25 protein-coding genes and 1 other RNA gene are annotated in these 26,629 nt (G+C 74.6%); 15 read left to right on the plus strand and 11 right to left on the minus strand.

Annotated elements, in window-relative coordinates:
- Window positions 1-108: 108 nt before the first annotated feature.
- The 5 genes from IF61_RS0102435 (at window position 109) to IF61_RS0102455 (ending at window position 5,113) form a co-directional block, all read left to right on the plus strand.
- Entirely contained in the window at window positions 109-852 is a 744-nt protein-coding gene (locus IF61_RS0102435; protein ID WP_030364503.1) for a class I SAM-dependent methyltransferase, read from the plus strand.
- The gene (locus IF61_RS0102440) at window positions 849-1,937 is read left to right on the plus strand and encodes a prenyltransferase/squalene oxidase repeat-containing protein (RefSeq protein WP_030364504.1); all 1,089 of its coding nucleotides are present in this window, start codon (window positions 849-851) and stop codon (window positions 1,935-1,937) included. The genes IF61_RS0102435 and IF61_RS0102440 overlap by 4 nt, the downstream gene beginning before the upstream one ends.
- A gap of 227 nt (window positions 1,938-2,164) precedes the next feature.
- The gene (locus tag IF61_RS0102445) at window positions 2,165-2,707 is read left to right on the plus strand and encodes a hypothetical protein (protein ID WP_030364505.1); all 543 of its coding nucleotides are present in this window, start codon (window positions 2,165-2,167) and stop codon (window positions 2,705-2,707) included.
- A gap of 78 nt (window positions 2,708-2,785) precedes the next feature.
- On the plus strand, window positions 2,786-3,598 hold the full coding sequence (locus tag IF61_RS0102450) for a maleylpyruvate isomerase family mycothiol-dependent enzyme (RefSeq protein ID WP_030364506.1): 813 nt from the start codon (window positions 2,786-2,788) through the stop codon (window positions 3,596-3,598).
- Window positions 3,599-3,697: 99 nt separating this feature from the next.
- A complete protein-coding gene (locus tag IF61_RS0102455) occupies window positions 3,698-5,113 on the plus strand; it encodes a M1 family metallopeptidase (RefSeq protein ID WP_030364507.1) in 1,416 nt (471 codons plus the stop codon).
- An 81-nt stretch (window positions 5,114-5,194) separates the two neighbouring features.
- On the opposite strand, the gene IF61_RS0102460 is transcribed toward IF61_RS0102455, so the two are convergent.
- The 4 genes from IF61_RS0102460 to IF61_RS0102475 form a co-directional block, all read right to left on the minus strand.
- A complete protein-coding gene (locus tag IF61_RS0102460) occupies window positions 5,195-6,202 on the minus strand; it encodes an LLM class F420-dependent oxidoreductase (protein WP_030364508.1) in 1,008 nt (335 codons plus the stop codon).
- Window positions 6,203-6,530: 328 nt separating this feature from the next.
- Window positions 6,531-7,373, minus strand: a complete 843-nt coding sequence (locus IF61_RS0102465) for a hypothetical protein (RefSeq protein ID WP_030364509.1) — start codon at window positions 7,371-7,373, stop codon at window positions 6,531-6,533.
- Window positions 7,374-7,570: 197 nt separating this feature from the next.
- Complete coding sequence (locus tag IF61_RS0102470) at window positions 7,571-8,581, minus strand: N-acetylmuramoyl-L-alanine amidase (protein WP_030364510.1); 1,011 nt, start codon at window positions 8,579-8,581, stop codon at window positions 7,571-7,573.
- Between the two features lie 38 nt (window positions 8,582-8,619).
- A complete protein-coding gene (locus IF61_RS0102475) occupies window positions 8,620-9,258 on the minus strand; it encodes a class I SAM-dependent methyltransferase (RefSeq protein WP_030364511.1) in 639 nt (212 codons plus the stop codon).
- A 142-nt stretch (window positions 9,259-9,400) separates the two neighbouring features.
- Here IF61_RS0102475 and IF61_RS0102480 point away from each other — a divergent pair, with 142 nt between their 5' ends.
- On the plus strand, window positions 9,401-9,967 hold the full coding sequence (locus IF61_RS0102480; RefSeq protein WP_030364512.1) for a superoxide dismutase family protein: 567 nt from the start codon (window positions 9,401-9,403) through the stop codon (window positions 9,965-9,967).
- 102 nt (window positions 9,968-10,069) lie between these two features.
- Here the strand turns inward: IF61_RS0102480 and IF61_RS0102485 are convergent, their stop codons facing one another.
- On the minus strand, window positions 10,070-10,675 hold the full coding sequence (locus IF61_RS0102485) for a response regulator transcription factor (protein WP_030364513.1): 606 nt from the start codon (window positions 10,673-10,675) through the stop codon (window positions 10,070-10,072).
- Window positions 10,672-11,871, minus strand: coding sequence for a sensor histidine kinase (locus IF61_RS0102490; RefSeq protein WP_030364514.1), 1,200 nt, complete (start codon window positions 11,869-11,871; stop codon window positions 10,672-10,674). The genes IF61_RS0102485 and IF61_RS0102490 overlap by 4 nt, the downstream gene beginning before the upstream one ends.
- Window positions 11,872-12,005: 134 nt before the next feature.
- Here IF61_RS0102490 and IF61_RS0102495 point away from each other — a divergent pair, with 134 nt between their 5' ends.
- The 3 genes from IF61_RS0102495 (at window position 12,006) to IF61_RS0102505 (ending at window position 15,090) form a co-directional block, all read left to right on the plus strand.
- Window positions 12,006-12,869, plus strand: coding sequence for a MaoC/PaaZ C-terminal domain-containing protein (locus IF61_RS0102495; RefSeq protein ID WP_030364515.1), 864 nt, complete (start codon window positions 12,006-12,008; stop codon window positions 12,867-12,869).
- Window positions 12,870-13,052: 183 nt separating this feature from the next.
- Complete coding sequence (locus IF61_RS0102500; protein ID WP_030364516.1) at window positions 13,053-14,135, plus strand: zinc-binding dehydrogenase; 1,083 nt, start codon at window positions 13,053-13,055, stop codon at window positions 14,133-14,135.
- A 13-nt stretch (window positions 14,136-14,148) separates the two neighbouring features.
- On the plus strand, window positions 14,149-15,090 hold the full coding sequence (locus tag IF61_RS0102505; protein ID WP_030364517.1) for a 3-oxoacyl-ACP reductase: 942 nt from the start codon (window positions 14,149-14,151) through the stop codon (window positions 15,088-15,090).
- A gap of 99 nt (window positions 15,091-15,189) precedes the next feature.
- On the opposite strand, the gene IF61_RS36175 is transcribed toward IF61_RS0102505, so the two are convergent.
- On the minus strand, window positions 15,190-15,348 hold the full coding sequence (locus tag IF61_RS36175) for a hypothetical protein (RefSeq protein ID WP_169748794.1): 159 nt from the start codon (window positions 15,346-15,348) through the stop codon (window positions 15,190-15,192).
- 254 nt (window positions 15,349-15,602) lie between these two features.
- Window positions 15,603-17,969 (minus strand): hypothetical protein, encoded by a 2,367-nt coding sequence (locus IF61_RS37545; RefSeq protein ID WP_342667956.1) that lies wholly within the window; start codon window positions 17,967-17,969, stop codon window positions 15,603-15,605.
- A 315-nt stretch (window positions 17,970-18,284) separates the two neighbouring features.
- Here IF61_RS37545 and IF61_RS0102520 point away from each other — a divergent pair, with 315 nt between their 5' ends.
- The 4 genes from IF61_RS0102520 to IF61_RS0102535 are packed head-to-tail and all read left to right on the plus strand — an operon-like array spanning window position 18,285 to window position 22,154.
- On the plus strand, window positions 18,285-19,313 hold the full coding sequence (locus IF61_RS0102520; RefSeq protein ID WP_030364519.1) for an ABC transporter substrate-binding protein: 1,029 nt from the start codon (window positions 18,285-18,287) through the stop codon (window positions 19,311-19,313).
- Window positions 19,314-19,368: 55 nt separating this feature from the next.
- On the plus strand, window positions 19,369-20,208 hold the full coding sequence (locus IF61_RS0102525; protein ID WP_030364520.1) for a Nif3-like dinuclear metal center hexameric protein: 840 nt from the start codon (window positions 19,369-19,371) through the stop codon (window positions 20,206-20,208).
- Window positions 20,209-20,223: 15 nt separating this feature from the next.
- Window positions 20,224-20,967 (plus strand): CT398-like coiled coil hairpin domain-containing protein, encoded by a 744-nt coding sequence (locus IF61_RS37550; protein WP_030364521.1) that lies wholly within the window; start codon window positions 20,224-20,226, stop codon window positions 20,965-20,967.
- A 5-nt stretch (window positions 20,968-20,972) separates the two neighbouring features.
- Window positions 20,973-22,154, plus strand: a complete 1,182-nt coding sequence (locus tag IF61_RS0102535; RefSeq protein WP_030364522.1) for a bifunctional RNase H/acid phosphatase — start codon at window positions 20,973-20,975, stop codon at window positions 22,152-22,154.
- 148 nt (window positions 22,155-22,302) lie between these two features.
- On the opposite strand, the gene IF61_RS36805 is transcribed toward IF61_RS0102535, so the two are convergent.
- Both IF61_RS36805 and rnpB read right to left on the minus strand, forming a co-directional pair.
- Complete coding sequence (locus tag IF61_RS36805; RefSeq protein WP_245684374.1) at window positions 22,303-22,746, minus strand: hypothetical protein; 444 nt, start codon at window positions 22,744-22,746, stop codon at window positions 22,303-22,305.
- A 119-nt stretch (window positions 22,747-22,865) separates the two neighbouring features.
- An RNA gene (gene rnpB / locus IF61_RS33170) (RNase P RNA component class A) lies at window positions 22,866-23,267 on the minus strand.
- 215 nt (window positions 23,268-23,482) lie between these two features.
- On the opposite strand from rnpB, the gene IF61_RS0102550 reads away from it, so the two are divergent.
- Window positions 23,483-24,076, plus strand: coding sequence for a hypothetical protein (locus IF61_RS0102550; RefSeq protein ID WP_043187584.1), 594 nt, complete (start codon window positions 23,483-23,485; stop codon window positions 24,074-24,076).
- Here IF61_RS0102550 and IF61_RS0102555 read toward each other — a convergent pair.
- On the minus strand, window positions 24,073-25,536 hold the full coding sequence (locus IF61_RS0102555; protein WP_030364525.1) for an RNB domain-containing ribonuclease: 1,464 nt from the start codon (window positions 25,534-25,536) through the stop codon (window positions 24,073-24,075). The two genes, IF61_RS0102550 and IF61_RS0102555, sit on opposite strands and share 4 nt — an antisense overlap.
- Before the next feature lie 208 nt (window positions 25,537-25,744).
- On the opposite strand from IF61_RS0102555, the gene yaaA reads away from it, so the two are divergent.
- Window positions 25,745-26,551 carry a peroxide stress protein YaaA gene (yaaA, locus tag IF61_RS0102560; protein WP_030364526.1) on the plus strand — a complete coding sequence of 269 codons (807 nt, stop codon included), beginning with the start codon at window positions 25,745-25,747 and terminating at the stop codon, window positions 26,549-26,551.
- The last annotated feature ends 78 nt before the right edge of the window (window positions 26,552-26,629 follow it).

The following is a 26,629-nucleotide window of genomic DNA, read 5'->3' on the forward strand; positions in this document are numbered from 1 at the left end:
CGCCGCCGCGGTGCGCAACCACCACGGTGCGGTCCGGCGGTGCCCGGCCCGCAGTCATCCGTACGCCCCCGCACAACCCCCCGTCCCGCCGGCCGAAGGCAAATACCCGTGCTGACCGTCGATTTCTCCCGCTTCCCGCTCGCCGCAGGCGACCGCGTCCTCGATCTGGGGTGCGGCGCGGGACGGCACGCATTCGAGTGCTACCGGCGCGGGGCGCGCGTCGTCGCGCTGGACCGCAACGGCGAGGAGATACGCGAGGTCGCCAAGTGGTTCGCCGCCATGAAGGAGGCGGGTGAGGCCCCCGAAGGGGCCACCGCCACCGCCATGGAGGGCGACGCTCTCGCGCTGCCCTTCCCGGACGACAGCTTCGACGTCGTCATCATCTCCGAGGTCATGGAGCACATCCCGGACGACAAGGGCGTGCTCGCGGAGATGGTCCGCGTCCTCAAGCCCGGCGGCCGGATCGCCGTCACCGTCCCCCGCTACGGCCCCGAGAAGATCTGCTGGGCCCTCTCGGACGCCTACCACGAGGTCGAGGGCGGCCACATCCGCATCTACCGCGGCGACGAGCTCCTGGACAGGATGCGCGAAGCCGGCCTCAAGCCGTACGGCACGCACCACGCCCACGGCCTGCACAGCCCCTACTGGTGGCTCAAGTGCGCCTTCGGCGTCGACAACGACAAGGCGCTGCCCGTCCGCGCCTACCACAAGCTCCTGGTCTGGGACATCATGAAGAAGCCCCTGGCCACCCGGCTCGCCGAGCAGGCCCTCAACCCGCTCATCGGCAAGAGCTTCGTGGCGTACGCGACCAAGCCGCACCTGCCCGGCACCGGTGACGGGGTGGCGGCGTGACCACCTTCAGCCGCGGCTCCGGCCGCACCGAACGCCTCGTCCTGCCCGGCGTCCTGACGGCGGAACAGGTCACCGGCACGGTCGCCGGCATCGCCGCCGCCCAGCGCGAGGACGGCGCCATCCCCTGGTTCCGCGGCCACCACCTCGACCCGTGGGACCACGTCGAGGCGGCCATGGCCCTCGACGCCGCCGGCGAGCACGGCCGCGCCGAGGCCGCCTACCGCTGGCTCGCCCGCCACCAGAACCCCGACGGCTCCTGGTACGCCGCCTACGCCGACGGCGCCGCCGACGAGCCCACCGACCGCGGCCGCGAGAGCAACTTCGTCGCCTACGCCGCGGTCGGCGTCTGGCACCACTACCTCGCCACCGGCGACGACGCCTTCCTCGACAGCATGTGGCCGACCGTCTACGCCGCCGTCGAGTTCGTCCTGCGGCTCCAGCAGGCCGGCGGCCAGATCGGCTGGAAGCGCGAGGACGACGGCACCCCCGTCACCGACGCGCTGCTGACCGGCTCCTCGTCCATCCACCAGGCGCTGCGCTGCGCCCTGGCCATCGCCGAGCACCGCGAGGAGCCGCAGCCCGACTGGGAGCTGGCCACGGGCCTGCTCGCGCACGCGATACGCCGGCACCCCGAGCGGTTCCTCGACAAGAGCCGCTACTCGATGGACTGGTACTACCCCGTCCTCGGCGGCGCCGTCGCCGGCGTGGCCGCCAAGGAGCGCATAGAGGAGGGCTGGGACCGCTTCGTCGTCCCGGGCCTGGGCGTGCGCTGCGTGCTGCCCAACCCGTGGGTGACCGGCGGCGAGAGCTGCGAGCTCGCCCTCGCGCTGTGGGTGATGGGGGAGTCCGACCGCGCCGTGCAGATCCTGCAGTGGATCCAGCACCTGCGCGCCGAGGACGGCATGTACTGGACGGGCTACGTCTACGACGACGACGCCGTCTGGCCCGAGGAGCGCACCACGTGGACGGCGGGTTCGCTGCTCCTCGCGGCGGCGGCGCTCGGGGGCGACGAGGCGACGACCGCGGTGTTCGGCGGGGAACGGCTCCCCGCGGGCTTGGAGCCGGACTGCTGCCCGGGGGCGTAGCGTCTCCGGCGGGGACAGCTCACGGCCCGGTTCCGGTGCCTGCGGATTCCACCGGACCCTCGCCGCGGTGGCGGATCGCCGTCGCGGCGGGCAAGTCTTCGGCCTGCGGTGCCGAAACCGTGCCGCCACCGCGGTGAACGCTCGAACGGGCCCCTCCCCGTGGCGGGCCGCACGGCCACCCGGCACCCTGGCGGCATGGGACCCCCGCTCGCCCAGGAGGCCGCCCCGTGCCCCGTCGTGCCGCTGCCGTCGTCGCCCTGCCCCTCGTCTGCGGGCTGCTCCTGACCGGTACGGGCTGCGGTGGCGGCGGCAAGAAGGGCTCCGCGGAGGGCGGGGCGAGCCCCACGAACTCCGTCGAGCGGCAGAAGTTCGCCAAGACCCGGTTCGTCGCCAACGCCGGTCTCGCCGCGGGCGCCTCGTACCAGTGGATCATCAAGCCGTACCGGGCGGGCGCCTTCAAGAAGGGGGCCGACGGGCGGACCGTGGCCCTGGTCAAGGCGGGTCTCGCGGGCACCTTCGCCTACAACCGGTTCAAGGCGGCGCTGAACAACGCCAAGGGCGACCCCACGCTCTCGAAGGCGGTGGCCCCGCTCAGCGCGGGCGTCGAGTCGCTCAAGGGGCTGACCGCCAAGTTCCGCAAGGGCGAGGCCACGGACGGGGACGCGGGCGCGTTCGACGGCGTCATCAACAGCGTCAAGAACGCGGGCAAGGACGCCGGGGCGCCGGTCACCGACAAGGTCCCCTCGTACTCGGAGATCCAGAAAGGCTGATCCGGAGGGGGACGGACCGGTTTCTGAACTTCCCTACCCGTCGGGGTCGTTGTCAGTGGGCGGTCCTACAGTGAGGCCATGACGAAGATGCTGAGTCACGAGCGCTACTGTTCCGCGATCCTCGACCAGACCGGCCTGCTGTGCGCGGCCCTGAGCGAGGGCGCCGACGTGTCCGTCACCGTGCCCACGTGCCCGGAGTGGACGCTCGGCCACCTCCTGCTGCACGTGGGGCAGGCCCACCGCATGGCCACCGGGCTCGTGCGCGGGCGGGTCATGGAGTTCGTGCCGCCGTCCACCGCCGGGCAGGTCATCCCCGTGCCCGGCCCGGGCGACCCCTCCGCGGACGACCTGCCGGCCCTCACCGCCTGGCTCGCCGCGGGCGCCGAGGCGCTGGTAGCGGTCCTGCGCGAGGCGGGGCCCGACAGCCCCGTGTGGACGTTCTCCGAGGACCAGCGGTCCGCGTTCTGGGCCCGCCGCGCGGCGCACGAGACGCTGGTGCACCGCGCCGACGCCCTGGGCGCCGTCGGCATCCCCTTCACGGCGGAGCCCGAGCTCGCGGCGGACTGCGTCGACGAGTGGCTGGGGATACTCACCTTCCCGGCCGCCGTCGCGTTCAAGCCGCAGCTGAAGGAGCTGCCGGGCCCCGGCCGCACCCTCCACCTGCACGCGACCGACACCCCGGCGGAGCTCAACGCGGAGTGGTTCATCGACCTCACCGGCGAGGGGATCGCCTGGCGGCGGGCCCACGAGAAGGCAGCCGTGGCCGTCCGCGGGCCGCTGACCGACGTGTTGAGCGTCCTCCTCCGCCGCCTGCCCGCCGACACCGACCGGGTCGAGGTCCTGGGCGACCGCGAGCTGCTCGACTTCTGGCTGGAGCGGGCCGTCTTCTGAGACCCCTCGGCCCACAGGGGCACCCACCGGGGGCCGCCCACCGGAGGCCGTGCCGTTGCCCTCACCCACCACCCCGGGGTCGGATGAGAGCATCATCGTATGACCGTTGTGCCCAGATCCTCCGTGTCCTGCAGGCTCGTCCGGGCCGCCGTGCTGCCCGTCGCCCTCGTGCTCGTGGCGGCCTGCGGCTCCGGTGACGCCGCGACGCCCAAGGCCGGCGCGCCCGGCGCGGGGGACCCGCTCTTCCCGCGCCTGGGCAACGGCGGGTACGACGTCCGGCACTACGGCCTCACCCTCGACTACGAACCGGAGGGCAACCACCTCAAGGGCAAGGCCGTCATCACCGCCCGCGCGACGCAGGACCTCGGCTCCTTCAACCTCGACCTCAAGGGGCTGAAGGTCCGCAGCGCCCGCGTCGACGGCCGCACGGCCCGCACGGCCCGGAAGGGCACCGAGCTGATCGTGACGCCGCGCGAGACGCTGGGCAAGGGCCACGAATTCGAGACGGTCGTCGTCTACGACGGCACGCCGAAGGAGATCACCGACGAGGACGGCAGCGCCCTGGAGGGCTGGGTCGAGACCGACGACGGCGCGGTCGGCCTCGGCCAGCCCACCGGCTCGATGGCCTGGTTCCCCGGCAATCACCACCCCTCCGACAAGGCCGCCTACGACATCGAGGTGACCGTCCCCAAGGGCTACACCGCCGTAGCCAACGGCGAGCTGCAGCACCAGGAGAACAAGGGGAACCGGACGGTGTTCGCCTGGCACAGCGCCGAGCCCATGGCGAGCTACCTGGCGAGCGTGGCCGTCTCCCCGTTCAAGGTCACCACCGCCCGCGCCGGCGACCTGCCCCTCTACATCGCCACCCACCCCAAGGAGGCCCAGGCCGGGCCCCGCCTGGAGAAGCTCCTGCCCGAGGCCATCGCCTGGGCGAGCGACCTCTTCGGCCCGTACCCGTTCTCCTCCGCCGGCGCGGTCGTCGACCACAACCCGTACGTCCAGTACGCCCTGGAGACCCAGACCAAGCCCTACTTCGACTCCACTCCGGACGACGTGACGGTCGTGCACGAAGTCGTCCACCAGTGGTTCGGCAACTCCGTCACCCCGCGCACCTGGCGCGACATGTGGCTCAACGAGGGCTTCGCCGCGTACGCGGAGTGGATGTGGGAGGAGAAGCACGGCGGCCGCTCCGTCCAGCGCACCTTCGACGACTACTACTCCGGCAAGGACCCGCTGAGCGACGGCATCTGGGCCTTCCCGCCCGCCGACCCCGCCCCGGCCACGGTCTCCGACCCGCCGGTCTACGGCCGCGGCGCCATGGTGCTGCACAAGCTGCGGCAGGCCGTCGGCGACGAGGCCTTCTTCGCCACGACCCGGGCCTGGGTGAGCGAGCACAAGTACGACAACGCCGACACCGCCGAGTTCGAGCGGTTCTGGCAGCAGCGCACCGGGAAGAACCTCGGCGGCGTGTTCGGCCCCTGGCTCCACGGGCAGGGGCGGCCGGACCGGCCGTGACGCCGTGACGGCGGCCGTGGGTCGCGCAGCCGCCGGTCCCGCAGCCGCGCCGGGCCCGCGGTCGCACCGGACGGCCCGCGGTCAAACCAGCTCCGCCAGCACCCGCAGCGTCTCCGGGTCCGGCGCCGTCACCAGCAGGTCCGTCACCGGCCCCGCCCGCCACAGCTCCAGCCGCTCCGCGATCCGCCCGCGCGGCCCCACGAGCGAGATCTCGTCGGCGAAGGCGTCCGGCACGGCCGCGACGGCCTCCTCGCGCCGCCCCGCCAGGAACAGCTCCCGCACCCGCCCCGCCTCCTCGCCGTAGCCCATGCGCGCCATGAGGTCGGCGTGGAAGTTGCGGCGCGCGTGGCCCATGCCGCCGATGTAGAAGCCGAGCATCGCCTTCACCGGAAGCAGCCCCTCGGTGACGTCGGCGCACACCCGGGCCCGGACCAGCGGCGCCACCAGGAAGCCCGGCGGCGCGGCGGCGAGGGCCTCGGCGTGCAGGTTCGTACGGAGCGGGGACCAGTACAGGGGCAGCCAGCCGTCGGCGATGCGCGCGGTCTGGGCGACGTTGCGGGGCCCCTCGGCGCCGAGCAGGACGGGCAGGTCCGTGCGCAGGGGATGGGTGATGGGGCGGAGCGGTCTGCCGAGGCCGGTCGCGCCGGGGCCGCGGTAGGGGAGGGCGTGGTGGCGGCCCTCCAGCGTCACCGGGGCCCGGCGCCGCAGCACCTGGCGGACCACGTCCACGTACTCGCGCGTGGCGGTCAGCGGGCTGTCCGGGAACGGCCGCCCGTACCAGCCCTCGACGACCTGAGGGCCCGACAGCCCCAGGCCGAGCAGCAGCCGGCCGCCGGAGAGGTGGTCGAGGGTGAGGGCGTGCATCGCGGTGGCCGCGGGGCTGCGGGCGGCCATCTGGGCGACGGCCGTGCCGAGCCGGATGCGGCTCGTGTGCGCGGCGATCCAGGTGAGGGGGGTGAAGGCGTCGGAGCCCCAGGCCTCGGCGGTCCACACCGAGTGGTAGCCGAGCCGCTCGGCCTCCCGGGCCAGGCCGAGGTGGCGGGGGTCGGGGCCGCGGCCCCAGTAGCCGAGCGCGAGTCCGAGCCGCACGGGGTGCCTCCCGGCAGGGTCCGTAGCTGACGTACCGTCAGGTATGCGGCCGACTGTACGGACCGTTCCGCGCCCGGACAAGACGGCCCTCGCGGGGCGCCGGGCGGCGTGGCCGCGGCGACGGCGGTGGCAGGGCCGGGTCCGGCGCCGCCGTTCCACGCCACGGTGGTCGCTCGCCGTTGCGGCGGAGGGTTGTCGCGGCGGCACCCCTGGATCCGCGGACAGCGCGTTCCAGCGGTGGGAACGGACCCGTCCGGCGCCGGTGCCCGGACACGACGGCGGCCCGCCGGGAAAACCCCGGCGGGCCGCCGTCCGTGCACCGTGCGCGTCAGCCGCGCTGGATGCCCGTCGTGTCCTGCAGCAGGCCGCGGCGGCCGTCCTGCGTCTGCGCGACCAGGGCCTGGCCGCGCTGCTCCACCGCGAGGTACCACGTGCCGGGCGCGAGCTCGGCGATCTGCGTCGGCGAACCGTCCTCGCCGTACAGCGGGCGCGGCACCGGCACCGCGAACCAGAACGGGGCGAAGTCCCCGGCCGGGGCCGCGGGCTGGCCGGCGGCGGGCGACGGCGCGGCCGCGGCACCGCCGAGGCTCGCATCCGGCTGGCCCGGCTGGGCGCCGTAGGGCTGCTGCTGCGCGCCGCCGTACGGGCCGGCCTGCTGGGCACCGCCCGGGCCGGGGTAGCCGTAGCCCGGGTTCGGGCCGGCGCCGTACGGGGACGGGGCCTGCGGGCCTGCGGCGTTCACCAGCGGGGCCTTCAGGGCCGGGATGCGCGGGGTCATCAGCGCCGTGGCGGCCAGGGCCGCGTTGGCGAGGAGGGCCAGGATCTGGCCGACGCCCGGGGACACGCCCTGGGCGCCGCCGATGATCGTCCACAGCGAGGACCACGCGGCGAACACGGCGAACGCGGTGCCCCACTGGCCGAGCTCCAGGCCCACGAGCTTGCGGCCCTCGGGCTGGAAGCGGGTGGCGACGATGAGACCGGCGGCGATGATCCCGGCGAGGAAGATCGACGGCAGGACGGGGAAGAGGCCGGCCTTCCAGCCGTTGGGCTCGGTGGGGCAGATCGATCCCGCGCAGTCGTACGAGTAGAAGCTGAGGAACGAGGCGATGAACAGCAACACCGCTGCTCCGATCACCACGCCGTCGCCTCGAGTGAGGGAGCGGATGTTCACTCTCATGTCCTTTGTCAGTGTGATCATTAACGTCGCTGTCGCCGGCACGCGAGGATGCGGGGGCGCGGGGGTGGCCCCCCATCGTACGGGTGAACCTATCGCCTGCACGGTCGGGGCGTCTTCTTCGTATCTGCCTCGTGACAAGCCTGTGGTCTGCGCGGACGGCCGCGCCGGCGGTCCCGGGGACCGCTTCGGACCTACCCGTCCAGGAAGTCCGTGATGCCGTCGGCGATCCCCTGCGCCGCCTTCTCCCGCCAGGCTCCGTCCGTCAGCAGGGCGGCGTCCTTCGGGTCCCGCATGTTGCCGCACTCGATGAACACCTTCGGCACGGTCGACAGGTTGAGACCGCCGAGGTCACCGCGGGTGTCGAGGCCCGTGCCGCCGCCGATGTAGTTGGACGCGGCGCTGCGCGTGACGCGCACGAAGTGGCCCGCGATCCGCACGCCGAGCTCCTTCGACGGCCCGACGATCGGCGCGGTGTCCGCGCGGCCGCCCTTGACGGAGGCGGGCAGGATCACATGGAAGCCGCGGTTGCCGACGGCCGAGCCGTCGGCGTGCACCGAGACGGCGGCGTCGGCGTGCGCCCGGTTCCCGATCGCCGCCCGCTCGTCCACGCACGGGCCGTACGGACGCTCCCCGTCGTGCGTGAACACCACCTTGGCGCCCTGCGCCCGCAGGATCGTGCGCAGCCGGTGGGCGACGTCGAGGCTGAACGACGCCTCCGCGTAGCCGTCGTCCGTGGACGTCCCGGTGGTGTCGCACTCCTTGCGGCCCGTGCCGATGTCGACGGAACGGTCGATCTCCGCGGTGTGCTCGCTGTTGCGGATGTTGTGCCCGGGGTCGACCACGACCACCTTGCCCTTGAGGGGCCCGTCGGGCAGCGGCCCGTCGTCCGCGGCGGCCGGCGAGGGACTCTGCGCGTCCGCCGGAGCGGACGACCCGGGCGCCGAAGGCTCCTTGCCTTCCGGCGAGGGCTTCCCGGACGGGGCCCGCGACGCGGGGGCCCCGCCGGGCGTCGCCGGCGACGCGGCGGCCACCGGCGCCTTCTTCCCGCCGTCCGCCTCCGCGTCCCACAGCAGCCAGCCCGCGACCCCGGCCGGGACCAGGGCCGCCACCGCGACGACTACGGGCGTGCGGAAACCGGCCGGGCGGCCGGGGCGGCCGGCGCGCGGCGAGCGGGGGAAGCGGGGAAAGCTGCCTTTGGACACCCGGCGATGCTACGCCGCCGCCCCGCCGCGCAGGGGGCCTACGCCGTAACCGGTCCGCGCCGCAGCACCCGCAGCGACCGCGTCACCGACACTTCGGTGAACTCCCCGGATTCCAGTGCCCTGAGGTATACGCGGTACGGCGCCTGCCCGCCGTCCGCCGGGTCCGGGAACACGTCGTGGATGACCAGCAGCCCGCCCGGCGCGAGGTGCGGGACCCAGCCCTCGTAGTCGGCCGTCGCGTGCTCGTCGGTGTGCCCGCCGTCGATGAACACCAGCCCCAGCGGCTTCCCCCACAGCGAGGCCGCCAGCGGCGACCGCCCCACGAGCGCCAGCACGTGCTCCTCCAGCCCCGCCTGGTGCAGCGTGCGCCGGAACACCGGCAGGGTGTCCATCCGCCCCACCGCCTCGTCGACGAGTGACGCGTCGTGGTACTCCCAGCCCGGCTGCTGCTCCTCGCTGCCCCGGTGGTGGTCCACGGTCACCGCCGTCGTGCCCGCCTCCCGGGCGGCGGCGGCCAGCAGGATCGTCGACCGGCCGCAGTAGGTGCCGACTTCGAGCAGCGGCAGCCCCAGCCCCGCCGCCTCCTCGGCGGCGGCGTGGAGGGCGAGCCCCTCGTCGAGCGGCATGAACCCCTTGGCCGCCTCGAAAGCGGCGACTATCTCGGGCTTGGGCGGCATGTGTCGTCCTCCTGGGGGTACGCGGTGGTCGGCTCATTGTCCTCACCGGCCGCCGCGCGCGGCGCGTGAGGGGCCGATACCGTGGGAAGCACGAGCGGGGGACGCAGAAAGCCGCTGTCAAAGCTCCCGAAAGGGGCGGAAGATGTCCTTCGCCGTAGCGCTGCTCGCCGCATCGACGCTCGCGCTCTCTCCCGCGGGCCTCTCTCCCGTGGGCGGCGCCCACGGGGAAGGCGCCGATGTCAGCACCGTCTTCTCCGACCCCACGGGCGACGTGCTGCGCGCCGTGACGTTCGACAGCGAGGCCGTCCCGCCGGGCGCCCGCGTCACCGTCACCGAGCGCACCGGCCGTGACGGCACCCGCATCCGCCTGGCCCTGCACGGCGTCCAGCCGGACCGCACGTTCGGCGCCCACGTCCACACGAACCCGTGCGGCACCCGCCCCGAGGACTCGGGCGCGCACTACCAGCAGGTCAAGGACCCGAAGCAGCCCTCCACCGACCCCGCGTACGCCAATCCGCGCAACGAGGTCTGGCTGGACCTCACCACCGACCGGCGGGGCGACGGCACGTCCTCCGCCTCGGTCGCCTGGCGATTCCGCCCCGGCGAGGCCCGCTCCGTCGTCATCCACGAGCACGCCACCGAGACGGCGCAGGGCCGGGCGGGCATGGCGGGGGCGCGGCTGGCGTGCGTGAACGTCCCGTTCGCATGACGGGCGGCGCCTGCGGAGCCCCTTCCGGACGCCGTACCGGAAGCCCGGGTCCGTGATTGCGGCGCATCGGCGCTGCGGGGCTCCTCCGCGTGCGCGCCCGCGCTACAGCCAGCCGTTCTGGCGCGCCGCCCGGACCGCCTCCATGCGGTTGCGGGTCTGGGTCTTGCCGATGGCCGCGGACAGGTAGTTGCGGACCGTCGCCGGGGACAGGTGGACCTTGGCCGCGATGTCCGCGACCGTCGCGCCGTCGACCGCCGCCGCGAGGACGTCGCGCTCGCGCTGGGTCAGGGGGTTGGGGCCGGCGCTCAGGGCGGCGGCCGCGAGGGCCGGGTCGATGACGCGCTCGCCGGCGAGGACGCGGCGGATCGCCGCGGCCAGGTCCTCGACCGGGCCGTCCTTGACGAGGAAGCCGGCCGCGCCGGCCTCCATCGCGCGGCGCAGGTAGCCGGGGCGGCCGAAGGTGGTGAGTATGAGGACCTGGCAGCCGGGCATGCGGGCGCGCAGGTCCGCGGCGGCGTCGAGGCCGCTGCGGCCGGGCAGTTCGATGTCGAGGAGCGCGACGTCCGGCTGCGTCTCCAGGGCCTTGGGGACGATCTCGTCGCCGTCGCCGACCTGGGCGACGATCTCGATGTCCTCCTCCAGCCCGAGCAGCAGCGCGAGCGCCCCTCGCATCATTCCCTGGTCCTCGGCGAGGAGCAGTTTGATCATGAGCTGTGGTCCTCCTCGGACTCCGAGTCCACGGGCAGTTCGGCCACGAGCCGGAAGCCCTTGCGGCCGTCCGGGCCGGCGGTCAGGTGGCCGCCCGCGGCGGCCAGCCGCTCGGTCAGGCCCTTGAGGCCGTTCCCCGGCGAGCCGGCGGTGGTCTCACCCGAGCCTACGCCGCTGCCGTTGTCCGTGATCTCCAGGCGTACCTGGTCGGTCTCGCCCCGCACCTCGACCGTGCAGCGGCCGGCGCCGCTGTGCCGGACGACGTTCGTGACGCCCTCCCGCACGACCCAGCCCAGCAGGGCCGCGCTCTGCGGCGGCAGCGGGGGCCCGGACTGGCGGATGTCCGGCGTGATGCCGGAGGCCTCCAGGAGGGAGCGGGCGCGGTCGAGTTCGGTGGTGAGGGTGGACTCGCGGTAGCCGGTGACGGCCTCGCGGATCTCGGTGAGCGCCTGCCGGCCCACGGCCTCGATGTCGGCGGCCTGACCTATCGCCGCGTCCAGGTCGCGCGGGGCGAGCCGACGCACGGCCTCCGCCTTCACGACGATGACGGACATGGTGTGCCCGAGCAGGTCGTGCAGGTCGCGCGAGAACCGCAGCCGTTCGCGCTCCACGGCGCTGCGGGCCAGTTCCTCGCGGGTGGCGCGCAGTTGGGCGACCGTCTCGAAGAGGCTGAGGATCGCGGCGGCGATGAAGCCGGAGAGCAGGGTCCCGTAAGCGACGGTCAGGGTCTCCGACGGGCCGCCCCGCATGCCCGCGATCACCCCGGCCGAGCCGGCGAAGGTGAGGACGACGATGCCCAGCCGGCGCCCGCTCTCGGTCAGCCCCCGCCGCAGCACGATACCGGCGGCCAGCGACAGCAGCGGGAAGCACAGCAGCCAGTCGCCGCCGTAACCGATGGTCAGCGCGTACGTGACGACGGCCATTCCGGCGAGCGAGAGGTACGGGGTGCGGGTCGCCCGGTACCGCTGGTCGAGGCCGGTGAAGACCGCGAGGGTGTACAGCACGACGAAGGCCAGCACGCCCGCCCCGCCGAGCCAGGGCAAGGGCACCTCACCCCGGAACAGCCCCTCGACGTCTCCGGTGAGCATGAAGAGCCAGGGGAGGAAGGCCATCTTCCCCGGCGGTTTTTGCCGCTTGATCGCGGCCCTGGCCTTGGCCCTGCGGACGGCCCTGTGCCAGGCCTTGCTCTCAGTCATGGCTCGAACTCTAAGGAACACCGCCCTGAGCTGGGCAGATGCAAGTGTGGGCGGTCACCCGTGACATTTGTCCCGGGCCCGGCTATACATGGGGTCCATCGGATCGGCTAGAACGCGTTCTAGGAAGGTTCCCGATGCCCATCGACGCACGCCAGGCCGTCGCCGCCGCACCCCGCCGCACCTCCCTGACCTGGGACCACAAAGACGTCCTGCTCTACCACCTCGGCATCGGCGCCGGCACCCCGGCCACCGACCCGGACGAGCTCCGCTACACCCTCGAAAGCCGGCTGCACGTCCTCCCGAGCTTCGTCACCGTCGCCGGCGGCGGCATGGCCCAGGCCGGCGGCCTCGCCGCGCCCGGCATCGACATCAACCTCGCCGCCGTGCTCCACGGCGGGCAGTCCGTCGAGGTCCACCGGCCCCTCCCCGCCGGCGGCTCCGTCTCGCACACCTCCCGCGTCACCGCCGTCCACGACAAGGGCAAGGCCGCCGTCATCGTGCTGCGCGCGGAAGCAGCCGACGCCGAAGGGCCGCTGTGGACGAGCGAGAGCGAGATCTTCGTCAAGGGCGAAGGCGGCTTCGGCGGCGAACGCGGCAGCTCCACCCGCCTGGAGCAGCCCGTCCGCACCCCCGACCACACCGTGGAGCGCCCTGTCCGCGAGGACCAGGCCCTCCTCTACCGCCTCAACGGCGACTGGAACCCCCTGCACGCCGACCCCGAGTTCGCCAAGCGCGCGGGCTTCGACCGGCCCATCCTGCACGGCCTGTGCTCGTACGGCATCGCCCTCAAGGCCGTCGTCGACACCGCGCTCGCCGGGGACGTCACCCGCGTCCGCGCCTACCGCACCCGCTTCGCCGGCGTCGCCTACCCCGGCGAGACGCTGCGCGTACGGATGTGGCGCGAGACCCCGGCGCCCGGCCGGATCCAGGTGACCGTGACCGCAGTGGAGCGCGACGACGCGCCCGTGCTCGCGGACACGGTCGTCACGCACGGGTGAGCCCGCGGCCCGCCCGGAGGACGTCCACCGGGTGCGGCCCCGCACGGCCCCGCCGGCACTCCGCGCCGTCCCCGCCCGCCGCCGCCGGCGAGGCGCCATGACGGCGAGCCGCCACGGCGGCGGGGGCCCGGCCCATTCCGCAGCCACCGCAACCGACACGCATCCCGCGTCAGAGGAGTGGTCATGCGCGCAGCCGTACAGCACGAGACAGGACGGCCCGAGCTCGACGTCCGCGACGACGTCGAGGCGGTGGGCTTCGGCCCCGGCAAGGTCCGGCTGCGCATGCGGGCCACCGGGCTCTGCCACTCCGACCTCTCCGCCATGAGCGGGGTGCTGCCCCAGCTCGTCCCCTTCGTCCCCGGCCACGAGGGCGCCGGCGAGGTCGTCGACGTCGGTGACGGCGTCACCGGGCTGCGGGCCGGCGACCGCGTCCTCGTCTGCTGGCTGCCGTCCTGCGGCGGCTGTCCCGCCTGCAAGCGCGGCCAGACCCAGCTGTGCCTGGCCGGCCTCATGTCGGCCGGCACGCCCAACTTCCGCCTGGGCGGCTCCGGCTCCGACCTGTTCGGCTTCGCCGGCACCGGCACCTTCGCCGAGGAGGCCGTCGTGGGCGCGGGCTGCGCCGTGCCCATCCCGGACGACCTGCCCTACGACATCGCCGCCCTCATCGGCTGCGGCGTCACCACCGGCCTCGGCGCCGCCCTCAACACCGCCGACGTGGCCGCCGGTTCCTCCGTCGCCGTCATCGGCTGCGGCGGCGTCGGGATCTGCGCGGTCCAGGGCGCGCGGGCCGCGGGCGCCGCGCAGATCGTCGCCGTCGACCCGGTCGCCTCCCGGCGCGAGGCCGCGCTGCGCTTCGGCGCCACCGAGGCCGTGGCGCCCGACGGGCTCGCCGACGCCCGGGCGCGCGTCACCGGTGGCGAGGGCTTCGACTACGCCTTCGAGGTCGTCGGCACCTCCGCCACCGCCCGCGCCGCCTACGACGCCACGCGGCGCGGCGGCACGCTCTGCGTCGTCGGGGCGGGCGCCATGGACGACCTCTTCCAGGTCAACATGTTCGAGCTGTTCTTCGACGAGAAGAAGATCCTGCCGTCCCTGTACGGCGGCGGCGACGTCCGGCGCTCCTACGAACGGGCCATCAGCCTGTGGCGGGCAGGCCGCATCGACCTCGCGGGCCTCATCACGCACCGGGTCCCGCTCTCCGGCGTCAACGACGCGCTCGCCCAGATGCGGACGGGCGAGGCGCTGCGCACGTGCATAGAGATCTGAGAGGGGACGCGGCATGGTGTCCTTGCGAGGCAGGACCGCGATCGTCACCGGCGCGGGGCGCGGCCTCGGTCGCGCCGAGGCCCTCGAACTGGGCCGGCTCGGCGCCCACGTCGTCGTCAACGACTACGGGCAGCCCGGCCCGGACGGCTCCGGCGAGGCGTCCGCCGGGCCCGCCGAGGCCGTCGCCGCCGAGATCCGGGCGGCGGGCGGCCTGGCCACCGCCCACGCCGGCGACGTCGCCGACTTCGGGCAGGCCCGCGACCTCGTGCGGCTCGCCGTCGAGGCCGGCGGCGGCTCGCTCGACATCCTCGTCAACAACGCGGGCATCCTGCGCGACCGCATGCTCTTCTCCATGGCCGAGGACGAGTGGGACGCCGTGATCCGCGTCCACCTCAAGGGCCACTTCAACACCCTGCGCTTCGCGGCCGCGCACTGGCGGGAGCGGGCGAAGGCGTCCGGGCGGCCGGTGTACGGACGGGTCGTCAACACCTCCTCCGAGGCCTTCCTCATCGGCTCGCCCGGCCAGCCCAACTACGCGGCGGCCAAGGGCGGCATCGTCGGCCTCACCACGTCGACGGCGGAGGCCCTGCGCAAGTACGGGGTGACGGCGAACGCCATCTGCCCGCGGGCCCGCACCCGGATGACGGAGCAGGTCTTCGCCGGCATCGGCGCGCCGGAGGCCGGCGGGCCCGACCCGCTGGACCCCGGGCACGTCGCGCCGCTCGTCGGCTACCTCGCCGCGCCGTCCGCGGCGGGGGTGACCGGGCAGGTGTTCCTCGTGCACGGCGGGATGGTCGCCGTGATGGAGCGGCCGAAGGTCGCGGCGCGGTTCGGCACGGCGAAGGACGTCTTCACCGCGGAGGAACTGGACGGCCTCCTCACCCCGCACTTCGCCGGCCGCCCGCCGGGCGAGACGTTCGCGGCGCCGGAGGTGTGGCGGCTCGGCCCCGGCTGACGGGGCCCCGGAGCCCGGAAACGCCTCGGGCGCCGGGGGTCTCCGCGGAGCGGGACCACCCGGCGCCCGAGGGCTGACCGGAGCCGTGGGCGGCCGCGGTCAGCGGCCTTCCGGCGTACGGCGGTGCTTGCCGTGGGCGGGCGCGCTGTTCTCGTCGGGGGAGGCGGGGCCGCGGTGCCTGCCGGAGCCGGCGGCTGCGGCCTGGGCGGACGCCTCAAGGGGGCGCGCCTCGGTCGTGTCGGTTCGGGCGTCGGGCATGGGGAAAGTCACTCCGTCGGATGGGGATGCGTGCTGTGCGCGTAGGGGGCTGCCACGGCAGTGGCGCACGGCGTCGGTGGACGCCGACACGCCCTCCGCGCACGGCCGTTCGGCTCACGAAACGGTGTCCGCCCGGTACAGCCACGCAACCCCCGCCCGGATTCTAACGGGACCTTGATCGCCGAGGCCACCCGGCCGGGCGGCGAGTCGGCTCCCGCTCCATGCGCCTTCCGGGGCGCCTCGCGGCGCGCCGCTCAGGCCCGGGGCCCCCGGCCCAGCGGGGCCTGCTGCAGGGGCACGGGCCTGGACGCGGCCGCCGACCACGCGCCCGGCATGGCCGCTCCGGGGAGGCCGGAGACGCCGGCGGGGTCCACGGCGGTCCAGACCGAAGCCGGCGACTCGGCGCGCGCCGGGGCGTCGGCCGGGGGCATGGACACGGGCCCTTGCGGACCCGTCTGCGGCACGCCGGGTGACAGCCCCTCATGCGGCCGCTCCAGCAGCGGGCCGTCCTGCGGCGGGGCGGAAACGCGGAGCAACGGCACCTGTGGCGGTGCGGCGGGGGGTGCGTGCTCTGCATAGGCCGGGGGGCCCGACTGCGGCGGCGTGTCCGCCCGGGGCACTTCCCGCACCGGCGGAAGCTGCGGCCCGGGGCACGGCGCGGGGGTGGTCATCGGGCGGGGCACTTCTTGCAGCAGCGGCGCGGGCTGCGGCGGCGTGGCGGGGGCCGGCTCGGGCCGGGACGGCGGTGACACCGGCTGCGGGGCCTCATGCGGCAACGGTGACTGCGGCGGTACGGCGGTGCTCGCCGCGGGGCGGGGCAGTGGCGATGATGCGGCCCGCGGGGCCTCATGCGGCAACGGCGGCTCCGACACCGCGGGAGACATCTGCGGCGGCACGGGCCGCAGGGCCTCACCCGCCGACGGCGGCTGCAGCGCCCCGGAGGAGAACTGCTCCGGCCGAGCCGCCCGCAGCGGCTCAGGTTGCGGGGCCTCACGCAGCAACGGCGCTTGCGGCGACCCGGGGGGCCTCTGTTCCGGCCGGGCCCCGGCGAGGGCCGGCTCCGGCGGCTCGGGCTGCGGGACCTTGTGCAGCGGCGGCGCGCCGAGGGGCGCCCGGCCCGGTGCCGGCTGCGGCATCCCGGGCGCCGCGCGGGGCAGCCCTTGCAGCAGCGGAACTTGCTGCGCGGCAGGCGCGCTGGGCGGCACCGCCGGCTCCGGCTCCGGGCGACGCCCGTCGTGCTGCGTCTGTGCCTGCGGCTGCACTTGCGGCTGCACCCCGGGCGAGGCCGGCTCCGGCCGCGGTGCGTGCGGCGGCTCCGGCCGCGGAACCTCCTGCAGCAACGGCTGCTCCTGGCCGGCCCCCGGACGGGGCACTTGCAGCGACGGCGCCGGCCGCGTCGCCTGGGGCGCCGTTCGGGGCGCTTCTTGCAGGAGCGGAACTTGCTGCGCGGCAGCTTCCTGCGCCGGCGGCTGCTCCTGGCCGGGCCCCGGACGGGGCACCTGCAGCGACGGCTGCGACGCGGGCCGCGAGGCCTCCCGCGGCACCCCCTGCAGCAACGGCTGCGGCGCGGAAGGCGCCCCGGGCGGCTCCGCCGCGCCCCCCGCCCCGGACGGGGCCCCGCCGCGCCCGCCGGTATCCCGTGTTTCCCCCCGCTCGGCTTCCGGCAGCCGCAGGCGGGCCAGGCCGCAGCGCACGTAAGGCGTCACGAACGGCAGCCGCAGTTCGCCGCCGCTGGTCCACAGGCCCGCGCCGACGAGCCAGCCGGCGGGCGCCGGGAACTGCTGGAGCTGTTTGCCCGAGGGGCGCCAGACGCCCACCCAGCTGCCGGTCGCGCCCTCGACCCGGAAGGCGACCGCGCACCCTTCGGGGGTGAGCTCCTGCCCGGGCTGGGTGGCGAAGGGGGTGAGCACGGCGCCCGCGGGGCGCAGGCACTCGGGGAAACGGACGGGCCGGGCGGAGCCGAGCACGCCCCAGCCGAGCCGGTCCTGCCCGGGGGCGTCGGAGCGGACGAGGAGGAGGCCGCTGTACGGGTCGGCGAGGAGCAGCCGGTCGTTGCTGTCCTCGGTGATCTGGAGGAGCGGGCTGGTCTCGCCGCCGCGCTCCAGGTCCACCACGACGGTCTTGGTGCGGCCGTCCAGCTCGCGGTCGAGGGCGAGAAGCCGGCCCGTGCGGTCGAGCCAGGCGCCGCCCGTGCAGCGGCCGGGCACGTCGACGACCCGCTCGGGCCCGAACGCGCCGCCGTGCAGCCGCCACAGCGCGGTCGCGCGCTCGGTGTGGACGAGCCCGTAGACGGAGGCGCCGCCCGGCGCGGGGGGCAGCAGGGACAGCCGGGCGCACTCGACGGCGCCGACCGGCAGCTCCCCGGTGCCGGGGCCGGTGGGGTAGAGCAGCGAGAGCGTGTGCCGCTCGGCGACCCGGCGGCGGATGAGGACCCGCCCGTCGGCGAGCGGCTGGACCTCGCTGTCGGGCTCCTCGGGCTGGCTGCCGGGCAGCGGCACGGCGTACGGCTCGGGGCCGTCGAGGGTCCAGCGCTCGGGGAACCAGCCGCCCGTGGCGCCGTCGAGGGCCAGCCGGGCGGCGTACGAGCCGTTCGCCGTGACCGTGAACGCCGGGCGCCTCATGTCCGTCGAGCCACTCCGCGGGGTGCTCTGCGGGGTGCTCTGGGGGGCACAGACCGTCATGAGAAACGTCACCTCCGGCACAGAACGTAGTTATCGCACTTCCTGCCGAACAATGAGAGTCGGCCCGCTTCACGCGTAAGGGTGGCTCTTGTCCGATTCGCCTGAGGGGTGCGAGGAGGGTGTGCTTCGCGCGTTCCATGCCGTCACGTAAGGTAAGGCGAGCCTAAGTAGTCGCGGGGGGTGGCTGAAGAGGCCCCCTTGACCCACCCGCCGGCCACGACGGCCGGCCGGCCGGACCCGACCCTGGAGTACGTGATGTCCCTTCGCCGCCGCGGCACCGCCGCAGTCGCCCTGTCCGCAGCAGCCGCGCTCTCCCTCGCGGCCTGCGGCTCATCGGACGGCGGGGACGGCAAGGACAACGGCAGCGGCTCGAAGGCCGTGTCGGAGAGCGGCAAGGACTTCGGCAGGGCCGGCGAGCAGACGGCGAAGATGGGCACGGACGCCGCGCCCGGTCAGTTCCCGCGCACCATCAAGCACGCCCTCGGCACGACCGAGCTCAAGGAGCGCCCCAAGCGCGTCGTCGTCCTCGACGTCGGCGAGCTCGACAACGTGGTCTCGCTCGGCATCCAGCCCGTCGGCTGGGCCCCCAGCGAGGGCAGCCAGGAGCTCCCGGAGTACCTGAAGAAGGACGCCGGCGACCCGGAGAACGTCGGCACGATCAACAACCTCAACCTCGAGGCCATCAACGAGCTCCACCCGGACCTGATCCTCGGCAGCAAGCTGCGCGCGGAGAAGAACTACAAGGACCTCGCAAAGATCGCCCCGACCGTCTTCTCCGTCCGCCCGGGCTTCACGTGGAAGGAGAACTACCTCCTCAACGCGGCCGCGCTGGACAAGACCGCCGAGGCGAAGAAGAACCTCGACGCGTACACGGCCAAGGCGAAGAAGCTCGGCGAGGACCTCGGGGAGAAGAAGCCCACGATCTCGATGGTCCGCTACCTGCCGCAGTTCACGCGCCTGTACGCCGGCCAGTCCTTCATCGGCACGATCCTCAAGGACGCGGGCCTGCCGCGCCCGAAGAACCAGCAGGCCGACAAGCTCGCCGTGGAGATCAGCCCGGAGCAGATCGACCAGGCCGACGCCGACTGGATCTTCACCGGCGTCTACGGCGCCCCGGACAAGACCAAGCGCGACACCGTCCAGGACAACCCGCTGTGGAAGAACCTGAACGCGGTCAAGGAAGGCCGCGCCAAGGACGTCGAGGACGAGACCTGGTACCTGGGCCTGGGCGTCACCGCCGCGAACAAGGTCCTCGACGACCTGCGGGGCTTCCTCGTGAAGTGACGCCCGGGATCGGGCGGAGCCCGCGCGGGCACGGCGGACAGGTAGCCTTTCCTCCGTGCCCGCACTGTCTGAAGTCATCGCCGCCCTCGACGCCCTCTGGCCCCCGGAGCAGGCCGAGCAGTGGGACGCCGTCGGCACGGTCTGCGGCGACCCCGCGGCCCCGGTCGGCCGGGTGCTGTTCGCCGTCGACCCCGTCCAGGAGGTCGTCGACGAGGCCGTGGCGCTCGGTGCCGACCTGCTGGTCACCCACCACCCGCTCTACCTGCGCGGGACCACGACCGTCGCGGCCTCGACCTTCAAGGGCCGCGTCGTGCACACCCTGATCAAGCACGACATCGCCCTGCACGTCGCGCACACCAACGCCGACCGCGCCGACCCCGGCGTCTCCGACGCCCTCGCCGGCGCGCTCGACCTGCGCGTCACCGGCCCCCTCGTGCCCGACCCGACGGACCCGGCGGGCCGCCGCGGCCTCGGCCGCGTCTGCGAGGTCGACCCGCCCATGAGCCTGGCCGCGTTCGCCGAGCGCGCCGCCAAGCGGCTGCCCGGCACGGCACAGGGCATCCGGGTCGCCGGCGACCCCGACCGCACCATCCGCACCGTGGCCGTGTGCGGCGGTTCCGGCGACTCCCTCTTCGACGAGGTGCGGGCCGCCGGCGTCGACGCCTACGTCACCGCCGACCTGCGCCACCACCCCGCGTCCGAGGCCCAGCAGCACAGCCCGCTGGCGCTCGTCGACGCGGCCCACTGGGCCACCGAATGGCCCTGGGCGGAGCAGGCCGCCGCCCAGCTGGACGAGATCTCCGACCGGCACGGCTGGGGCCTGCGCACGCACGTCTCGAAGCACGTCACCGACCCCTGGACCGCCCACGCGGCGTCCGCCACGCACGATCACTAACACAGGAGCCCCCAACTGAACGCCGCGCCCGCAGACCAGATCCGCCTCCTCGACCTCCAGGCGCTGGACACCCGCCTCGGTCAGCTCGCCCACAAGCGCCGGAGCCTGCCCGAGCACGCCGAGATCGCCTCCCTCGAGGCCGACCTCATCCAGCACCGCGACCTCCTCGTCGCCGCGCAGACCGAGGAGAGCGACACCGCCCGCGAGCAGACCAAGGCCGAGCAGGACGTCGACCAGGTCCGCCAGCGTGCCGCCCGTGACCAGCAGCGCCTGGACACCGGCATCGGCATGTCCGCGAAGGACCTGGAGAACCTGCAGCGCGAGGTGGCCTCGCTCGCCAAGCGCCAGGGCGACCTGGAGGACGTCGTCCTGGAGGTCATGGAGCGCCGCGAGTCCGCGCAGGAGCGCGTCACCGAGCTGACCGGCCGCGTCAGCTCCGTCCAGGCCAAGGTCGACGACGCCGTCGCGCGCCGCGACGCCGCCGTCGCCGAGATCGACGCCGAGGACGCCTCGGTCACCAAGGAGCGCGAGATCGTCGCCGCCTCCGTCCCGGCCGACCTGCTGAAGCTCTACGACCGGCTGCGGGAGAAGCAGGGCGGCACCGGCGCGGCGCGCCTGAACCAGCGCCGCTGCGAGGGCTGCCGCCTGGAGCTGGACATCACCGAGCTCAACGAGATCCGCGCCGCCGCGCCGGACCAGGTCGTCCGCTGCGAGAACTGCAGCCGCATCCTGGTCCGCACCAACGAGTCGGGCCTGTAAGGCCGATGGCTCCTCGCTTCATCGTCGAGGCGGACGGCGGTTCCCGGGGCAACCCGGGCCCCGCCGGCTACGGCGCCGTCGTCCTGGACGCGGCGACCGGCGAGGCGCTCGCCGAGGCCGCCGAGTACATCGGCACCGCCACGAACAACGTGGCGGAGTACCGGGGCCTCATCGCCGGCCTGGAGGCCGCGAAGGCCCTCGACCCCGCGGCCGAGGTCCAGGTCCGGATGGACTCCAAGCTCGTCGTGGAGCAGATGTCGGGCCGCTGGAAGATCAAGCACCCGGACATGCGGCCGCTGGCCGCCCGGGCGCGGGCGCTCTTCCCCGCGGGGCAGGTCGCCTACGAGTGGATCCCGCGCGAGGAGAACAAGCACGCGGACCGGCTCGCCAACGAGGCGATGGACGCGGGCAAGGCGGGCCGGCAGTGGGACGCGGGCGCCTCCGCGGCGGCGCTCGCCGAGCGGACGGCCGCCCGGAAGGCCGTGCGGGCGGCGGAGCCCGTGGCCGAGCCGCTCGCGGAGCCCAAGGCCGCTCCCGTCGGCTGGGCCGCCCCGGCCGACCTCGGGCCGCCGACCACGTTCGTCCTGCTGCGGCACGGCGAGACGGCCCTCACGCCGCAGAAGCGATTCTCCGGAAGCGGCGGCAGCGATCCGGAGCTGTCGCCCGTGGGCCTGCACCAGGCCGAGCGCGCCGGTGCCGCGCTCGCCGCCCGCGGCACCATCCAGGCCGTCGTCTCCTCGCCGATGCGGCGCTGCCGCGAGACGGCCGCGGCCGTGGCCGTGCGCCTCGGCCTGGAGGTCCGCGTCGAAGACGGCCTGCGCGAGGCCGACTTCGGCGCCTGGGAAGGCCTGACCTTCGCCGAGGTCCGCGAGCGCTGGCCCGACGACCTCGACGCCTGGCTCGCCTCCTCCAAGGCCGCCCCGACCGGCGGCGGCGAGAGCTTCGCCGCGGTCGCCCGCCGGATGTCCCTCACACGGGACAAGCTCCTCGCCCGGTACGCGGGCCGTACGGTCCTGCTGGTCACGCACGTGACGCCGGTCAAGACGCTCGTACGGCTGGCCCTCGGCGCCCCGCCGGAGTCCCTGTTCCGCATGGAACTGTCAGCGGCCTCGGTCTCGGCCGTGGCTTATTACGCGGACGGCAACGCGTCGCTGCGACTGCTCAACGACACGGGGCACCTGCGGTAGGCGGACGGGATTCGGCCCGGGCCGGGCACGGTCCGGCACCGCCGACCACGTACGGGGTGGTCTCTCGCCGCTGCGGCGGAAGAAAATGCCGGCCGCAGCGACGGCTCGGCGCCGCGCACGGCCCGCGGCCGAACGACCGCGCGTCAGTTCAATCCGCGCCCGCCCGCAGGGCCATCGCCTCCTCCAGCGCGGCAACGGCCACAAGCCGCTGCCGCTCCCGCTCCTCGATGTCCTGTGCACTCTCACCGGTCGCCGCGACCCGCGGGCACCGGGGGCACTGCCACCGGTCCGGCGCCCCGAGCGCCGGCGGAGTCATGGCCACCTTGCAATGGGGACAGTTCACGGTCACTCCTTCGACGTGGCCGCACGACGCGCAGACCCACACGGGCCCCTCCGCGTCCTGCTGCCGCCACGCAGTCCTCAGGCACTGCGCGCATCCGGTGGTGACGATCCCGGCCCGGCTCATGACAGGCGGCTCCGGGGTGGTGTCCGCGTACTCGATGATCCGTGCCCTGACCCGGTCGTCCGTGGTGTTGGCCATCCGGAGCAGGTGTGCGACGCGCGAGCGTGCTTCGTCAACGAAATCGTTCATGGCGGCAGCAGGCTACGGCGCGGGGAGCCGCGCCCGGGGGCGGCAGCGCACACGATCACCCTTGCGAGTTCCACCGCCGTGGGTCGAACTGACCGAGCGGCGGGCGCAGCATGAGGCGGCGGACGAGTCGGCCTATAAGCCGGGTTCTGTCTCCCGGGGGCCTTGCGGCCCTCGGGGAGGCGGCCATCCATCTAGGCCTGCCGTTGCCGGCAGGCTCGTGCGGTCTACCCGCGGACTCGGGCGGGCAGCCCTCGAACGTCCGCGCAGGGCCGCCGTGAAGCGGCCCCTCTTGACCTTGCTCCGGGTGGGGTTTACCTAGCCGCCTGAGTCACCTCAGGCGCTGGTGGTCTCTTACACCACCGTTTCACCCTTACCGGAAGCCTTGCGGCCCCCGGCGGTTTGTTTTCTGTGGCACTGTCCCGCGGGTCACCCCGGGTGGGTGTTACCCACCACCCTGCCGTATGGAGCCCGGACGTTCCTCGGGAGATCCGAAGATCCCACGCGGCCGCCCGGCCGGCTCGTCCGCCGTGCTGACCATGCTACCTGGCGGGGGCTGCCACGATCGCCGCCCGGTCTCCGGCCCGGTCCTTGACCTTGCCGCAGCGTCAACGTCTCTACTGGTTCCATGACGGTGATCGCATGAGGATCGGAGAGCTCGCCGCGCCGGCCGGGGTCAGTACCCGGACCGTACGCTGCGCCGGGCGATCCGCATCGTCACGGGAGAGGAGCCGGCCGTATGAGCCTCGCGAGGGCGTTTGCCGTGCATGAGGCCCGCGTCTGGGCCGGGCTCGTGCTGTGGTTCACCCGCCGCCGCGACGGCGTCGGCGACGGCGTCCGGGCACTGCCCTACGCCCGGGCCCAGGCGTCCACGATGTACGCGTTCCTGTTCGTGTGCGTCGTGGAGACGGTGGGGATGTCCTTCTTCACCGCCGCGTACCCCGTCCTGCACTGGGTGGTCCTGGCCCTCGACGTCTACACCGTCCTGCTCGTCCTCGGTTTCCACGCCGGCAGCGTCGTCCGCCCGCACACGGCCGGCCCCGAGGGGCTGCGGATCCGCCAGGGCGCCACCTTGGACCTGCACATCCCGGCGGCGCTCATCGGCGCCGTCCGCCGCGATCTGTTCTTTCCCGGGAGCGACACCCCGGACGGCACCCTTGAGGTGCCCGTCGCCTCCCAGACCTCCGTCACCGTCGAGCTCACCGCCCCCGTCACCGTGGCCCGGCTCTTCCGGCGGCCCCGCGAGGTCCGTACGGTCCGTTTCCACGCCGATGAGCCGCACGCCGCCGTCGAGGCGATACGGGGGATCCTGGCCGCCGAGCCCGCCCGCTAGGCCGGCGTGAACCACACCTTGTCGCGGCCCGGGTCCGCCTCGATCACCCGCACCCGCATCCGGTGCCCCGGCGCCAGCAGCGGCCCGTCCCTGTCCCCCTCGACGTGGCCGATCACGGCGGGCTCGTAGAGGTGGACGGTGCCGGCGGTCGGCCGGTCCTCCTGGACGTCCACCACGTACGCGTCGAAGACCTGGCCGATCCGGTCGCGCAGCAGCGCCGCCTCGACCAGGTCCACGCACTCCCGCTCCACCTGGCCCGCGCGCCGCGCCCCCGTCTCCATCTCGCCGGGCAGGGCGTCGAGGGCGGCCCGCACCCACTCGGGCGGTCCGGCGCCCTGGACGGCGGCGAGGCACAGCTCGCCGGTGTAGCGGTCGACGAGGCGGCGCAGGGGAGCGGTGCAGTGGGCGTACGGGGCGGCGAGGGCGGCGTGGCCCGGATCGGCCGGCACCGGGTGTCCGGTGGGGCGTTCGCGGTCGAAGACGGCGTAGCCGGCGCCCCGCAACAGCGCCGTGCACTCCTGCAGGAAGGCCGCGTGCTGAGGACGGGACGGGTCGAGCGCGCGGATCACCTCTCCGTACGGCATGTCCTCCGGCCAGGTGACGCCGAGGGCGCGGGCCACGCGCCGCAGCCGGCCGACCGCGTGCTCGGACGCGGTGGGGAGCGTGCGCAGGACGCCGGTGCCCGAGCGCAGCATGAGGCCGGCCGCGGCCATGCCGGTCATCAGGGACACCTGGGCGTTCCAGCCTTCCGCCGGCAGGGGAGTGCGATAGGCGAGCGCGTAGTGGCCGTCGCGGCGCACGATCTCCTGCTCGGGCACGTTGAGCGAGATCCCGCCCCGGGCGCGCTCCAGCGCCTCCCGGAGCGGCCCGATCTCGCGCAGCAGGGCCAGCGGCTCCTCGGCGATGCCGGTGTCGATCGCGTGCTGGACGCCCGCGTAGTCGAGCCGGGCCCGGCTGCGGACGAGCGCGCGCCGTAGGTCCGTCCCCGCCACCCGGCCGTCCGCGTCGAGGTCGAAGCGCCACAGCAGGGCCGGCCGGTCGTGGTCGGGGAGGAGGCTGGCGGCGCCTTCGCCGAGGACGTCCGGGTGCAGGGGGACACGCCCGTCGGGGTAGTAGAGGGTCATGACGCGGCGGTGCGTCTCGGCGTCGAGGGCCTGCCCGGGGCGGACGAACGCGGCGACGTCGGCGATCGCGTAGTGGACGCGGAAGCCGCCGCCCGCGCGCCGCTCCAGGTACATGGCCTGGTCGAGGTCCTTCGCGCCCGGCGGGTCGATGGTGAAGAGCGGCAGGCCGGTGGCGTCGTGCGCCGGGAGGCGGGGGTGCCGCGCGGCCTGCTCGGCCTCCGCGAGGACGGCCGCCGGGAAGTCCTCGGTCACGCCGGTGTCCTCACGCAGCCTGCGCAGAGCGGCCCGCAGGGGACTGCCGTCCGCGTCGGTCACGTGCATCTTGCGGCGGGGCATGGGACGAGCGTATTTCCGGTGCGGGCGCGGGGCACGGCGAGCGGCGTGGCGGCGCCGGGCGGGCGGGTGACGGTTGCGGCGTCAGGGATCCGTGAGAAGGAATTAGGCTCGTCGGGGCGTGCGAGGAGCCGTGCCGCCGGTGCCGAGGCCCGTGCGACCCGTGTCCGTAGTGACGCGACCCGTATCCGTACCGATGGGAGAAGACACCGTGCTCGTGCTGTTGCCGCCGTCCGAGGGGAAGGCCGCCGCCGTCGGAACCGGCGCCGGGGCCGTACTGGAGGTCGGTGCGCTGTCGCTGCCGGGGCTGACCGGGGCGCGGGAGGCCGTGCTGACGGAGCTCGTGGAGCTGTGCGCGGGCGACGAGGACAAGGCGGCGGAGGTGCTCGGCCTGTCCCCGGGGCTGCGGGGCGAGATCGCCAAGAACGCGGCGCTGCGGACCGCGGGCACCCGCCCGGCGGGGGAGGTCTACACGGGCGTGCTCTACGACGCGCTGGGCCTGGCCTCGCTGGACGCCGCGGCGCGGGAGCGGGCGGAGCGGTCCCTGCTGGTCTTCTCGGGGCTGTGGGGCGCGGTCCGCGTCGGTGACGCGATCCCCTCGTACCGCTGCTCGATGGGCGTGAAGCTGCCGGGCCTGGGCGCGCTGGGCGCCCACTGGCGCGGGGTCATGGACGCCCACCTGCCGCAGGAGGCAGGCGACGGGATGGTCCTCGACCTCAGGTCGGCGGCGTACGCCGCCGCGTGGAAGCCGAAGGGCGAGGTCGCGGAGCGGACGGCGACGGTCCGGGTGCTGCAGTCGAAGGTCGTGGACGGGGTCGAGAAGCGGTCCGTCGTCAGCCACTTCAACAAGGCCACCAAGGGGCGGCTGGTCCGGGACCTGCTGACGGCGGGCGCGGAGCCCGGCGGGCCCGCGGAGCTCGCGGAGGCGCTGCGCGACCTCGGGTACGCGGTGGAGGGGAGCGCCCCGGCGAAGGGCGGGCGGCCGTGGGCGCTGGACGTGGTCGTGACGGAGCTCTGACGAAGTAGAAGAAGTCCTGAAGCGCGGGGCTGCAGCAGGGGCGGGGCTGCAGCGCCCTGTTGCGCATGATGCAACGCT

The organism is Streptomyces roseoverticillatus, from assembly GCF_000719265.1.
Classification (GTDB): Bacteria; Actinomycetota; Actinomycetes; order Streptomycetales; family Streptomycetaceae; genus Streptomyces; species Streptomyces roseoverticillatus.

Coding starts and splice junctions, on each gene's coding strand:
- IF61_RS0102495 (WP_030364515.1), top strand. CDS start 12,006: ATGCCCATCGACGCACGCCAGGCCGTCGCCGCCGCACCCCGCCGCACC.
- IF61_RS36805 (WP_245684374.1), bottom strand. CDS start 22,746: ATGAACGATTTCGTTGACGAAGCACGCTCGCGCGTCGCACACCTGCTC.
- IF61_RS0102490 (WP_030364514.1), bottom strand. CDS start 11,871: ATGACTGAGAGCAAGGCCTGGCACAGGGCCGTCCGCAGGGCCAAGGCC.
- IF61_RS0102500 (WP_030364516.1), top strand. CDS start 13,053: ATGCGCGCAGCCGTACAGCACGAGACAGGACGGCCCGAGCTCGACGTC.
- IF61_RS0102480 (WP_030364512.1), top strand. CDS start 9,401: ATGTCCTTCGCCGTAGCGCTGCTCGCCGCATCGACGCTCGCGCTCTCT.
- IF61_RS0102555 (WP_030364525.1), bottom strand. CDS start 25,536: ATGCCCCGCCGCAAGATGCACGTGACCGACGCGGACGGCAGTCCCCTG.
- IF61_RS0102485 (WP_030364513.1), bottom strand. CDS start 10,675: ATGATCAAACTGCTCCTCGCCGAGGACCAGGGAATGATGCGAGGGGCG.
- IF61_RS0102450 (WP_030364506.1), top strand. CDS start 2,786: ATGACGAAGATGCTGAGTCACGAGCGCTACTGTTCCGCGATCCTCGAC.
- IF61_RS0102520 (WP_030364519.1), top strand. CDS start 18,285: ATGTCCCTTCGCCGCCGCGGCACCGCCGCAGTCGCCCTGTCCGCAGCA.
- IF61_RS0102535 (WP_030364522.1), top strand. CDS start 20,973: ATGGCTCCTCGCTTCATCGTCGAGGCGGACGGCGGTTCCCGGGGCAAC.
- IF61_RS37545 (WP_342667956.1), bottom strand. CDS start 17,969: ATGAGGCGCCCGGCGTTCACGGTCACGGCGAACGGCTCGTACGCCGCC.
- IF61_RS36175 (WP_169748794.1), bottom strand. CDS start 15,348: ATGCCCGACGCCCGAACCGACACGACCGAGGCGCGCCCCCTTGAGGCG.
- IF61_RS0102455 (WP_030364507.1), top strand. CDS start 3,698: ATGACCGTTGTGCCCAGATCCTCCGTGTCCTGCAGGCTCGTCCGGGCC.
- IF61_RS0102550 (WP_043187584.1), top strand. CDS start 23,483: ATGAGCCTCGCGAGGGCGTTTGCCGTGCATGAGGCCCGCGTCTGGGCC.
- IF61_RS0102505 (WP_030364517.1), top strand. CDS start 14,149: ATGGTGTCCTTGCGAGGCAGGACCGCGATCGTCACCGGCGCGGGGCGC.
- IF61_RS0102475 (WP_030364511.1), bottom strand. CDS start 9,258: ATGCCGCCCAAGCCCGAGATAGTCGCCGCTTTCGAGGCGGCCAAGGGG.